The 11,383-nt window shown below is 67.2% G+C and carries 11 protein-coding genes; 6 read left to right on the top strand and 5 right to left on the bottom strand.

Annotation, left to right across the window (positions count from 1 at the left end):
• Positions 1-451 precede the first annotated feature (451 nt).
• On the bottom strand, positions 452-892 hold the full coding sequence (locus DNK34_RS21135) for an REP-associated tyrosine transposase (RefSeq protein ID WP_131173642.1): 441 nt from the start codon (positions 890-892) through the stop codon (positions 452-454).
• 399 nt (positions 893-1,291) lie between these two features.
• Here DNK34_RS21135 and DNK34_RS21130 point away from each other — a divergent pair, with 399 nt between their 5' ends.
• From DNK34_RS21130 to DNK34_RS21110, 5 genes are all read left to right on the top strand, one after another.
• Positions 1,292-1,705: a CBS domain-containing protein gene (locus DNK34_RS21130; RefSeq protein ID WP_131173643.1), complete on the top strand. Its 414-nt coding sequence runs from the start codon at positions 1,292-1,294 to the stop codon at positions 1,703-1,705.
• 84 nt (positions 1,706-1,789) lie between these two features.
• Positions 1,790-2,710 (top strand): DUF72 domain-containing protein, encoded by a 921-nt coding sequence (locus tag DNK34_RS21125; RefSeq protein ID WP_131173881.1) that lies wholly within the window; start codon positions 1,790-1,792, stop codon positions 2,708-2,710.
• Complete coding sequence (locus tag DNK34_RS21120) at positions 2,707-3,489, top strand: endonuclease/exonuclease/phosphatase family protein (protein ID WP_131173644.1); 783 nt, start codon at positions 2,707-2,709, stop codon at positions 3,487-3,489. The genes DNK34_RS21125 and DNK34_RS21120 overlap by 4 nt, the downstream gene beginning before the upstream one ends.
• The gene (gene clsB, locus DNK34_RS21115) at positions 3,486-4,718 is read left to right on the top strand and encodes a cardiolipin synthase ClsB (RefSeq protein ID WP_131173645.1); all 1,233 of its coding nucleotides are present in this window, start codon (positions 3,486-3,488) and stop codon (positions 4,716-4,718) included. Before DNK34_RS21120 ends, clsB begins: the two co-directional genes overlap by 4 nt.
• Complete coding sequence (locus DNK34_RS21110; protein WP_131173646.1) at positions 4,715-5,692, top strand: lysylphosphatidylglycerol synthase domain-containing protein; 978 nt, start codon at positions 4,715-4,717, stop codon at positions 5,690-5,692. The genes clsB and DNK34_RS21110 overlap by 4 nt, the downstream gene beginning before the upstream one ends.
• Before the next feature lie 28 nt (positions 5,693-5,720).
• Here the strand turns inward: DNK34_RS21110 and DNK34_RS21105 are convergent, their stop codons facing one another.
• Together DNK34_RS21105 and pdxR are read right to left on the bottom strand one after the other, a co-directional pair.
• Positions 5,721-6,941 (bottom strand): PrpF domain-containing protein, encoded by a 1,221-nt coding sequence (locus tag DNK34_RS21105; RefSeq protein ID WP_242675299.1) that lies wholly within the window; start codon positions 6,939-6,941, stop codon positions 5,721-5,723.
• Between the two features lie 84 nt (positions 6,942-7,025).
• A complete protein-coding gene (gene pdxR, locus DNK34_RS21100; RefSeq protein WP_131173648.1) occupies positions 7,026-8,495 on the bottom strand; it encodes a MocR-like pyridoxine biosynthesis transcription factor PdxR in 1,470 nt (489 codons plus the stop codon).
• Between the two features lie 246 nt (positions 8,496-8,741).
• Here pdxR and DNK34_RS21095 point away from each other — a divergent pair, with 246 nt between their 5' ends.
• The gene (locus tag DNK34_RS21095) at positions 8,742-9,368 is read left to right on the top strand and encodes an FMN-binding negative transcriptional regulator (RefSeq protein WP_131173649.1); all 627 of its coding nucleotides are present in this window, start codon (positions 8,742-8,744) and stop codon (positions 9,366-9,368) included.
• 407 nt (positions 9,369-9,775) lie between these two features.
• Here DNK34_RS21095 and DNK34_RS21090 read toward each other — a convergent pair whose 3' ends face one another.
• Both DNK34_RS21090 and DNK34_RS21085 read right to left on the bottom strand, forming a co-directional pair.
• Positions 9,776-10,384 (bottom strand): LysE family translocator, encoded by a 609-nt coding sequence (locus tag DNK34_RS21090; protein ID WP_131173650.1) that lies wholly within the window; start codon positions 10,382-10,384, stop codon positions 9,776-9,778.
• 101 nt (positions 10,385-10,485) lie between these two features.
• Positions 10,486-11,325 carry an AraC family transcriptional regulator gene (locus tag DNK34_RS21085; protein ID WP_131173651.1) on the bottom strand — a complete coding sequence of 280 codons (840 nt, stop codon included), beginning with the start codon at positions 11,323-11,325 and terminating at the stop codon, positions 10,486-10,488.
• Positions 11,326-11,383 lie beyond the last annotated feature (58 nt).

Here is an 11,383-nt window from a genome sequence, read left to right as displayed (position 1 = left end):
GTGCAGTCATGCGTAAATACCTGACTGGCGTCTGGGCTTGCCTGAAGCTCGGTGTGCCTTTCGATTCATCCGAGCTATTCAGCAATGAACACCTGAAAAACGCTTGACCACTAACAGAGTATCTACAAGATCGATGACAGCCCTGCAAGTGTGGGAGCCGCGACCCCGCGGCGAATAGTGGTCGCGCCACGAATCCTGCTGGATGGCCGCCATCGCTTCGCCCCGGGGGCGACGCCCCTACAAGGTCGGTGACAGCCCTACCCGTGTGGGAGCCGCGACCCCGCGGCGAATGGTGGTCGCACCGAGAATCCTGCTGGAAGGCCACCATCGCTTCGCCCCGGGGGCGGGGCTCCTACAAGGGCGGTGACAGCCCTGCCCGTGTGGGAGCCGCGACCCCGCGGCGATTGGTGGTCGCGCCGCAAATCCTGCTGGAAGACTACAATTCCCACGCCTACAGCCAGGCTGCATCCCAATGCGGGTAGTCTCCCAGGCGATTCACCAATCCTGCGCGCAGAGGATTGGCGACCATGTAGCGGGCGATGCCACGTACATCCTCCTCATGCCGCAGAGCATGGTCATGGAAGCCTTTTTGCCATAGCGGTTTTCCAAAGCGCCGCGCGGACAGGGATTTTATTCTGCCCACCAATTGCGATAGAGACCCATGCTGTAACTGCAGGAGCCAATGAAGGTGATCAGGCATAATTACGTAGCATAAGGTCTGGTGGGAGCCTCTCGAGGCATCTTGCCTGAGGGTATCGACCAGCATCCGGGCTGCATGGAAATCGCTGAAAACGGGCGCCCTGTTCAGGGTAACCGTGGTTACCATGTACATTTGCCCGATGCTCGACCAACGTCCCAGACGAAGGCGGTGAGCGGCGTGGCGAGTATCCATCATGGGAATCCTTTCCTTTTAGATCTATGCCGTCCAAAAGCATAGCCATACGTGCTCTGACGGGCCACTTGCAGTGACCACACCACAGATTCTGCGGGATGGCCGCTATCGCTTCGCCCCGGGGGCGGGGCTCCTACAAGATCGGTGACAGCCCTGCAAGTGTGGGAGCCGCGACCCCGCGGCGAATGATGGTCGCACCGCGAATCCTGCTGGATGGCCACCATCGCTCTGCGCCGAGGGCGGGCTGCCAGTGCCAGGATCGCCGCTGGCCCCGGCGGTCAGGGCGGCAAAAACACTGAACCGTGGCCACGGGCTTCCAGTCGGAATCTAGTAAGTACCCAGCGCCTGCCCGTACAGGGCAAGCGCGCCGCATAGCTCGACCACCGACAGGAGGACAGCATGAAAGTCAACGAAATCATGACCCGTGGCGTACAGACCATCACCCCGGATCAGAGTATCCATGAAGCGGCGGCGATGATGGCGCGTATCGACTGCGGCGCCCTGCTGGTCAACGATCAGGATCGCCTGGTGGGCATGGTCACCGATCGCGATATCGCCATCCGTGCGGTCGCCACCGGCCTGCCCGGCGACACCGCGGTGTCCGAGGTGATGAGTGGCAATCTCCACTACTGCTTCGAAGACGAGGATCTGCAGCAGGTAGCCGACAGCATGGCGCAGAACCAGGTACGCCGCCTGCCGGTGCTGAACCGCGACAAGCGCCTGGTGGGCGTGGTGTCGCTGGGCAATATCGCCAGTGGCGCCAATGACAGCGCCAGCGCCATCTTGCTGCGCGGCGTGGCCAAGGCGCACTGAGCCACATGCATCCGACCCCGAGCAGTGGACAGCGGGCCGCCGGCACGCCATGCCGACATCCGCTGCAGCGTACCGGCCATGCCCTTGCCTGACCTGCGCATCGGCATCTCCGGCTGGCGCTATGCGCCCTGGCGAGGCGACTTCTACCCCGAGAAACTGCCGCAGAAGCAGGAGTTGGCCTTCGCTTCGCGCGCGGTCAACAGCATCGAAATCAACGGTTCGTTCTACGCCTTGCAGACCCCGCAGCGCTATGCCCAGTGGGCGGCGGACGCGCCCGAGGATTTCCGCTTCAGCGTCAAGGCGCCCCGCTATATCACCCACGTCAAACGCCTGCATGAGGTGGCGACGCCGATGGCCAATTTCTTCGCCTCGGGGCCGCTGCACCTGGGCGCGAAGCTGGGGCCGTTCCTCTGGCAACTGCCGCCCAGCCTGAGCTTCGACGCGCAACGCATCGCCGCCTTTCTCGAGCGCCTGCCCCATGACAGCGAGCAGGCGCGGCACTGCGCCCGTGACTGCGACAGCGAGCTGCGGGTCAGCGGCTACCTGGATGTCGAGCGAGGTCAGCCGTTGCGTCACGCCATCGAGGTACGTCACCCCAGCTTCTGCCAGCCGGCCTTCGTCAAGCTGTTGCGCAAGCACAAGGTCGCCCTGGTGTTCGCCGACAGCGCCGGCAAGTGGCCCTATGCCGAAGACCTGACCAGCGACTTCGTCTACCTGCGCCTGCACGGCAACGCCAGGCTCTACGAGAGCGGCTACGACGAACAGGCCCTGAAGCACTGGCAGGCGCGCATCGCCACCTGGAGCCAGGGCGAACAAGTCGCCGATGCGCAGCTGATCGATGAGGCCCACCGCGGCCGCCCGAGAGCCGCGCGCGATGTCTACTGCTATTTCGACAATGACCTCAAGGTACGCGCGCCCTACGACGCCTACCGGCTTTTACAGCAGTTCGACCTGGCCGCGGCGTTGCCCAACGTTCCGGGCAGGTCGCCAGGAGTGAGTTCATGAGCACCATCGCCCATCCGCCACCGACCCGACTGGCAAAGCCCGTGCATGCGCTGAAGATCCTCACGGTCAACACGCACAAGGGTTTCACCGCGCTGAACCGGCGCTTCATCCTGCCGGAACTGCGCGATGCGGTACGCACGCTGTCGGCCGACATGGTGTTTCTGCAGGAAGTCCACGGCACCCACGAGCGCCACGCCAAGCGCTACACCAACTGGCCACCGACGCCCCAGTACGAATTCCTCGCCGACAGCATGTGGCCGCAGTTCGCCTATGGCCGCAATGCGGTCTACCCCCATGGCGACCATGGCAATGCGCTGCTGTCCAAGTTCCCCATCCTGCGCCACGACAACCTCGATGTGTCGATCGGCACCCAGGAACAGCGCGGCCTGCTGCACTCGGTGCTGGATGTGCCCGGGCATGCCGAGGTGCACGCCATCTGCGTGCATCTGGGCCTGCGCGAAGTGCATCGCAGGCAGCAGTTGGGGCTGCTCTGCGAACTGCTCGAAGGCCTGCCGGCGGACGCCCCGGTGATCGTCGCCGGGGACTTCAACGACTGGCGCAAGCGCGCCGACGATCTGCTCGCGGCCAGCGGCCTGCGGGAAGCCTTCGTCAGCGCCCATGGCGCGCCGGCGAAGAGCTTCCCGGCGCGCTGGCCGCTGCTGTGCCTGGATCGCATCTATGTGCGTAACGCCACCACCCATGAGCCGCGGGTGCTGTCCACGCGTCCCTGGTCACATCTCTCCGATCACGCTCCCCTGGCCGTCGAGGTACGGATATGAAGTACGACTGGCGCGACGGTAACGCCGTCGAATTGCTGATCAATGGCGAAGAGTTCTTTCCCCAGGTCTTCGACAGCATCCGTAACGCCCAGCGCGAGGTGCTGCTGGAAACCTTCATCATCTTCGAGGACAAGGTCGGTCAGGAGCTGCGCCAGGCGCTGATCGCCGCCGCCAGCCGTGGCGCGCGGGTGGAAGTCACCGTGGACGGTTACGGCACCGCCGACCTCTCGCCGCCGTACATCGCCGACCTGGTCGCCGCTGGCGTGCGCGTGCACATGTTCGACCCGCGCAAGCGCCTGCTGGGCATGCGCACCAACTTGTTCCGCCGCCTGCACCGCAAGATCGTGGTGGTCGACGGCGAGGTGGCCTATATCGGCGGCATCAACTTCAGCGCCGAGCACCTGGGCGATTACGGACCGATGGCCAAGCAGGACTACGCCGTGCGCGTGCGCGGGCCGATCGTCGCCGACCTGCACGCCGCCAGCGAGCGCCTGCTGGACAGCCGCACGGATCGCCAGGTGGCCTATGCCCGCAGCAACCAGCCGAGCCAGCAGCGCTACGCGGGCAACAGCCGGCTGCTGCTGACAGTACGCGACAACGAGGACAACACCAACAACATCGAACAGCATTACTTGGAGGCGATCCGCAACGCCCAGCAGCGCCTGGTGGTGGCTAACGCCTACTTCTTCCCCGGCTACCGGCTGCTGCGCGAACTGCGCAACGCCGCGCGCCGCGGGGTCAAGGTCACGCTGATTCTGCAGGGCCAGCCGGACATGCCGCTGGTACGGCTGTGCTCGCGGCTGACCTACAACTACCTGCTGCGCGATGGCGTGACCATCTACGAATACTGCCAACGGCCCTTGCACGGCAAGGTCGCCCTGGCCGACCACGAATGGGCCACGGTGGGCTCCAGCAACCTCGACCCGCTGAGCCTGTCGCTCAACCTGGAAGCCAATGTGATCATCCGCGACCCGGCGCTCAATCGGCATCTGCACGATCATCTGATGGAGCTGGCCAAGTCCAGCTGCAAATCCATCACCCTGCAGCGGGTCACCCGCGGCTACTGGTGGCGCGCGCCGCTGATCTTCCTGTGCTTCCACTTCCTGCGACATTTCCCGGCCATCGCCGGCTGGTTCCCGGCTCACTCGCCGCGACTGAAGCTGCTGCAGCCGGTGCTCGACGACGTCGAACAGCACGCCCTGCACGTCGACCGGGAGAAGACCTCGTGAGCCAGAACAAGCCGATATGGCACTGGGCCAAGCGCCTGCTCACCCTGTGCTTCTTCATTCTGGTGCCGACCCTGCTGTTCCTGCTGGTGAAGAACCTCGACTGGCAGGAAGTCAGCCAGGCCCTGCGCGGCTACGGCGGCGGTATCCTGCTGGCGGCCGTGGCGGTCTCGGCGCTGAGCTACGCCACCTACTCCAGCTTCGACCTGATCGGCCGTGCCTACACCGGCCACAACCTGCCGGCCCGGCAGATCCTGCCGCTGACCTTCGTCTGCTACGCCTTCACCCTCAACCTCAGTTCCTGGGTCGGCGGCGTCGCCCTGCGCTATCGCCTGTATTCGCGCCTGGGCCTCAAGGTATCGACCATCACCCGGGTGCTGAGCATGAGCCTGATCACCAACTGGCTGGGCTATATCCTGCTGGCCGGCGGCGTGTTCTCGCTGCGCCTGCTGGACCTGCCGGAGACCTGGAAGATCGGTGCCACGGGGCTGCAGGTGATCGGCTTCGCCCTGCTCCTGGTGGGCATCGGCTACCTGCTGGCCTGCCGCTTCAGCAAACGGCGTACCTGGCACCTGCGCGGCCATGAACTGACCTTGCCCTCGCTGCCCATGGCCCTGCTGCAGGCGGCGCTCGGCGCGCTCAACTGGTCGCTGATGGCCTTGCTCATCTACCTGCTGCTGCCGGCGGAAGCCTTCTATCCGTCGATCCTCGGCATTCTGATGATCAGCAGCATCGCCGGCGTCATCACCCACATACCCGCCGGCCTGGGGGTAATCGAGGCGGTGTTCATCGCCATGCTGCAGCACCAGATGTCCAAGGGCAGCATCGTCGCCGCCCTGATCGGCTACCGGGCGATCTACTTCCTGCTGCCGCTGATGGTCGCCTGCCTGGTGTACCTGGTGCTGGAAAAGCGGGCGAAGAAACTGCGCCGCGACAGCCAGCGCGACAGCGCCGAGAAAACGCCGCACTCGGCCTGAGACCGGCTATCGCCACGCCGTCTTCGACCTAGCGCTCGGTAACGGCGGCCAGGGCCGCGACCAGTTCCGCAGAGGCGCGATACAGCGGCATGTGCCCGCGCAGGAGGATCTGCGCATTGCGCCGGTAGGCCGCGCTGCGGATCTGCAGCTCGGCGTCCAGCTGCCGCGCCACCACGGTGGTCGCGAGCAGGCCGGCGGGGTTTTCGATGGCCACCTCGATATCGGCGAAATCCGTGCCCGGGCTGGCCAGGCCCTCGGCGACCTGCCAGGCCACGCTGCCGGGAATCAGCGCCGCGGCGGCCAGGCAGCAGGCGCCGGACACCGCCAGGGAGGCATGGCCGCTCTGCGGGGTGAAGTAGCGCACCGCCAGGTGCCCGCCATGGGCCGGCGCACCGACGATGCACACCTTGGGCTGGGTCTCGCTGCGGGCCAGTTCCTCGGCGCTCATCGCCTGGCCGTCGCGGCGCTTGAGGCCCATGCGCAGACCAGCCTGAACCCAGACCCGGCGCAAGGCCGCCATGAAGCGCTCATCGGCCTGCAACTGCTGAATCGGCTCGTGGGCCGTCTTGCCGAAGTCGCGGGCCGCCGCGATCACCATCGGCACGGCCACGTCGACGCAGGACACCGCGTAGCCCTCGATGCGCTCCTGCGCCACGCCGGTCGGCAGCAAGCGCCCGGTCTTGGCGCCCACCGGCTCGTGCAGGAACAGATCGACCGCGGGAAACTCGCCCTCGACACCGGGTATCCGCGCCGACCTCAGGGTGCCGCTACGATCACGGCCGATACGCGCGGTGCTGATCACCCCGCTGTTGGTGTTACGGATCAGGATGTCGTGATCGCCCTCGCCCGGGTCGCCGAGCAAACCGGCATCCAGCGCCCAGAGCGGCAAGGCGCTGGACAGGTTGCCGCAATTCACGCTCCAGTCGACGTCGGCGTGTTCGTTGGCCAGTTGCGCCAGGGTACTGACCAGCCGCCCGCCCTCGGCGCCGGTTTCCCAATCGGCGAAGAACACCTTGTTGCTGGTCGGCGTGCCACGGCCCAGGCCGGTGATCTGCCGGTTACCCGGCTGCCGGCCGCTCAAGGGCACGCCCAGCAGATGGCGCAGCAGTTCCTCGCGCAGGGCCGCTTCGCGGGGGGCGAAACCTTCCCACAACACCAGGCCGGTGGAGGTACCGCCACGCACATGGTGCACGGGGTACTCGAGCACGCCGGCGCGCAGGCGTGGGCGGAAATCGCTGGCTTGGAACACCGGGGCTGGCTCCTGCGGTTCTGAGCGGATGCTCGCCATCTTAGCCGTTCCTCTTGAACAAGGTAGCGCGCCGAGGAGCGGCCGTCATTGCAACGTCCAGGCGCTGCGCAACGCCTGCAGGGCCTGGTCGATATCCGCCTCGGGCACCGCGGCGAAGCCCAGCACCAGACCGGCACGCCGATCCGCAGGGATGGCACTGTCGGGCAACCAGTAGCCACTCAACGCCGTGAGTTCGACACCACCCTGGGCCGCCGCGGCGATCAGCGCCTGCTCGCGGGCCAGGCTGTCGCAGCGGATGCACAGGTGCAGGCCGGCGTGCACCGCCGGGATCGCCTGGCACCCCGGCACCTGCCGCGGCCAGCCGGCCAGCAGGGCATCGCGGCGGTGCCTGGCGGCGCTGCGCATGCGCCGGATGTGGCGCTGGAAATGCCCGGCGGCGATGAACTCGGCCATCACCGCCTGGGTGCCGATCTCCGAATGGCGCATGTCCAGCGCCCGGCGCCGGGCGAAGGCCTCGGCCATGCCCGCCGGCAAGACCAGGTAGCCGAGGCGCAACGCCGGAAAGGCGATCTTGCAGAAAGTGCCGACGTACAGCACGCGCTGCTGGCGATCGAGGGCGGCCAGCGGCGCCAGTGGCGTGCCGCTGTAGCGGTACTCGCCGTCGTAATCGTCCTCGATGATCCAGCCGTCATGGCGCTCGGCCCAATCGAGCAGTTCCAGGCGCCGCGCCAGGGACAGCGTCACCCCGGTGGGATACTGGTGCGAGGGCGTGACATAGACCAGCCGGCAAGCGCCCGCGCGCTCCAGCTCGGCGGTATCCAGCCCGTCGCCATCCACCGCGATGCCGCGCAGCCGCGCGCCGGCCACGGCGAAGGCATGACCGGCGGCGCGATACCCCGGATTCTCGACGGCCACCTGATCGCCCGGCCTGATCAGCAACTGGGCGCAGAGGCTGATCGCCTGCTGGGCGCCACAGGTCACCAGCACCTGCGCCGGATCGCAGTGCAGGCCACGGCTGTTGCGCAGGTAGGCGGCGATCAGCTCGCGCAACTGGACATCGCCGGCCGGCTCGCCATAGCCCAGACGCGCCGCCGAGGGTTTGCGCCAGAAGCGCGCGGACAGGCGCGCCCAGGTCTCGAAGGGAAACAGATCGAAGGCCGGCACGCCCACGCGAAAGGCCCTGGGTGCGCCATCGAGCGGCGCGGGCAGGTGGTGTTGGTCGAGCAATTGCAGGGCCGGGCTGCTGGCGCTTTGCGTCTGCGCTGCCGGGCTCGGCAGGCTCGCCGTGGCGAGCTCGGCGACATAGGTGCCGTCGCCGATACGGCCGGCCACATAGCCCTCGGCGTAGAGCTGATCCAGGGCCCGCAGCACCGTGTTGCGCGAGATGCCCAGGCGCTCGGCCAACTGCCTCCCCGCTGGCAGGCGCGTGCCGCCCGGCAGGCGTCCGTCGAGGATGCGTTCGCGCAGGGCCTGGTACAGCTGGCGAGCCAGGCCCCGGCCCGGCTCCAGGCGCAGGCCGGAGAGATCGACCGGCAAGGGTACGATCGACGCCATGAATTGGCCCCATGAAAGTCGAAGGAAATGGATCTTACAACGAACCAATGGCCTGTCTAGCATGGCGTCATCCCCATAGCAGGGCAATCGCGCCATGGCGTCATTGTGTGAAGGACACTCGATGAAAAGCGCTGGAAGCTGGAGGGCTGAACGAGAAAGCCTCCAGCCTTCCAGCGCTGTTTTCGGCTCGGGCTCCTGCTTCGCTCTACCTCCTGCATCCATGCGCCCCCCATAGTGAGACCCACCATGTATTCGCCACCCGCCTTCCGCCAGGACGATGTCGCCACACTGCAGCGCGAAATCGGCGGCTGCCGCCTCGCCACCCTGATCAGCCATGGCCCGGAGGGCCTGCAGGCCAGCCACCTGCCGCTGCTGCTGCGTACCGACCAGGGCCCGCTCGGCACCCTCTACGGCCACCTGGCCCGCGCCAATCCGCATTGGCGCGCACTGGCCGCGGGTGCGCAGGTGCTGGTGGTGTTCAACGGCCCCGAGGCTTATGTCAGCCCCTCCTGGTATGCGCAAAAGGCCGAGCACGGCAAGGTGGTGCCCACCTGGAACTACATCGCGGTGCATGCCCATGGCCGCGCCGAGGTGTTCGACGAGCCGGAGCGCCTGTTGCAGTTGCTCAGGGACCTGACCGATCACCACGAAAGCCCGCGCCCGCAACCCTGGGCGGTGGACGACGCGCCGCGCGATTACCTCGACGGCATGCTGCGCGCCATCGTCGGCTTCGCCCTGCCCATCAGCCGCCTGGAAGGCAAGTACAAGCTCAGCCAGAACCGCGCCGCGGCCGACCGCCAGGGCGTGCGAAACGGCCTCGGCAACAGCCCCGACCAGCGCGATCGCGCCCTGGCGCAACGCATGGCACCCTGAACCCATCGCCCGCAAGCGGGCTCCTACACCGACGGTGGTTTGCCCCGATCCCGTAGGAGCCGCGACCCCGCGGCGAATGATGGCCACGCCACGGACCCTGCGGGATGGCCACAACCGCATCGCGCCGGGGTCGACGCGCCTACACCGACGGTGGTTTGCCCCGATCCCGTAGGAGCCGCGACCCCGCGGCGAATGATGGCCATGCCACGGATTCTGCGGGATGGCCGCCATCGTCTCGCGCCGAGGTCGACGGTGGTTTGCCGCAATGGGCGGCGGAACAAAAACCTTCCGATCGGCATTGGCCACTTGGCGCTTTTTCTCTTTCGCACGAATCAGACTGCGGACAACTCCCGCAGTGCAGCAGTGGCCAGGGAAGTTCGAACGCGATCCGCGCCATCCGTCCTGAGCTACACAGGGGCGCCCAGCCAGGCCGACAGCAGCAACAGCAGCGCCATGATCCGATTGAAACGGGTCATGGCCCGGGCGCTGCCGAACAGCCGCGCGACGCCGCGGCCGAGCAACGCCCAGCAGCCCAGACAAGGCAGGGAGATGGCGAAGAAGATCGCCGCCAGCAGGCTGACACGCATGGCCTGGTCGGCACCAGGTCCGGCGAATACGCTGACCACCGCCAGGGCCATCATCCAGGTCTTGGGGTTGACCAGCTGCAGCGCCGCGCCGCCGAGCAGGCCGAGGCGGCGCTCGGCGGCTGCGCCGTCGTCACCAGCGTCGAGGGCGATGGGCGGGCTGCTGAAGATGCGCCAGGCCAGGTAGCTCAGCCAGGCCACGCCCAGCCAGGCCATGAGCCTCTGCAGCCGTGGATACTGCTGCAGGGATTCGCCGACACCCAGGCCGACCGCCACCACGATGCCGGCGGCACCCGCGCAGGCACCCAGCACCAGCGGCAGTGTCGCCACCAGGCCATGGCGGACGCTGCTGCTCAGTACCAGGACATTGGTCGGCCCCGGGGTGATGGAGGCGACGAAGGCGAACAAGGCGAAAGGCAGCAACTGGCTCATGCCGGTAACGCCGCATGGCGATGACGGGCCGGGGCTGGCAGGCGAAGGTTCATGAGGCGGCTCCAGTGCTGAGTGAAGCCCGGATCTTCGCCGCCCCGGCCTCAGGCGTCTGGAAGGTTTGAGCAGCGCCGCTGGTAATGGGCCGGCGTCAGGCCATAGGCACGACGGAACCAGCGACCGAGATGGCTCTGGTCGGCGAAGCCCAGCAAGGCGGCGACCTGTGCCGGCCGTTCGCCGCGCGCCAGCAGGTTCCGGGCTCTGGCCAGGCGCAGCTGCACCAGGTAGGCATGGGGCGCCAGGCCGAACGCCGCCTTGAAGGCGCGGGTCAGGCGGAAGCGATCGATGTCGCAGGCGGCGGCCAGGTCGTCCAGGCCGATGTCCTGGGCATGGTGGGCATGCAGGTAGTCCCGCGCCCGCTGCGCCACCAGGGGCAGGCGCGGATCGGGGTCCAGGCGCCGGCGCCAGTGCAGGTGGGCGCTCAGGCGCGCGAGCAGGCCATCCAGCGCGCTTTGCCGGACGATGCGCAACTCCTGCCCGTGCAAGGCCCTGAAAGCCTGGGCTACGGCCGCCAGCAACAGGGGTTCGCTGGCCAGGGTGGCGGAAAAACCCGGCAGGCAATCGGCGGGTACCGCCTCGAACAGGGCGCGCATTTCCCGCTCGATCCACTGGGCATCCAGGTACAGCATGGAATAGGTGAAGCCTTCGGTCGCCGGGGCATGGCCGTCGTGCAGCTCACCGGGCTCGAGGAGGAACACCTGCCCCGGCAGGCTGCTGTGCAGCACCTTGCGGCAGTGGAACTGCTGCACGCCCTGCTCGGTAAAACCGACCAGGTAGGCGTCGTGCCAATGGGGATCGTAGGCATGTCCGCGAAAGTGCGCGCGGATGGTTTCGATCCCGGTTTCGTCGTCCTGGGCCAGGTCGACCCAACTACCAGCGCCCATAGCTGCTCCAGCCCGTGTCTGTGCCGATCGCCATGTTAGCCGCTCGCCCCCCGCGTTT

Source organism: Phytopseudomonas dryadis (assembly GCF_004327355.1).
In the GTDB taxonomy this organism is placed as follows: Bacteria; Pseudomonadota; Gammaproteobacteria; order Pseudomonadales; family Pseudomonadaceae; genus Aquipseudomonas; species Aquipseudomonas dryadis.
Note: the sequence above shows the minus strand (reverse complement) of the source record. Positions and strands in the feature narration are given on the sequence as shown.

What these genes read in the sequence shown, in the direction of transcription:
- DNK34_RS21135 (WP_131173642.1), bottom strand. Translation starts at nt 892, where the DNA reads ATGGATACTCGCCACGCCGCTCACCGCCTTCGTCTGGGACGTTGGTCG.
- DNK34_RS21130 (WP_131173643.1), top strand. Translation starts at nt 1,292, where the DNA reads ATGAAAGTCAACGAAATCATGACCCGTGGCGTACAGACCATCACCCCG.
- DNK34_RS21120 (WP_131173644.1), top strand. Translation starts at nt 2,707, where the DNA reads ATGAGCACCATCGCCCATCCGCCACCGACCCGACTGGCAAAGCCCGTG.
- clsB (WP_131173645.1), top strand. Translation starts at nt 3,486, where the DNA reads ATGAAGTACGACTGGCGCGACGGTAACGCCGTCGAATTGCTGATCAAT.
- pdxR (WP_131173648.1), bottom strand. Translation starts at nt 8,495, where the DNA reads ATGGCGTCGATCGTACCCTTGCCGGTCGATCTCTCCGGCCTGCGCCTG.
- DNK34_RS21095 (WP_131173649.1), top strand. Translation starts at nt 8,742, where the DNA reads ATGTATTCGCCACCCGCCTTCCGCCAGGACGATGTCGCCACACTGCAG.
- DNK34_RS21090 (WP_131173650.1), bottom strand. Translation starts at nt 10,384, where the DNA reads ATGAGCCAGTTGCTGCCTTTCGCCTTGTTCGCCTTCGTCGCCTCCATC.
- DNK34_RS21085 (WP_131173651.1), bottom strand. Translation starts at nt 11,325, where the DNA reads ATGGGCGCTGGTAGTTGGGTCGACCTGGCCCAGGACGACGAAACCGGG.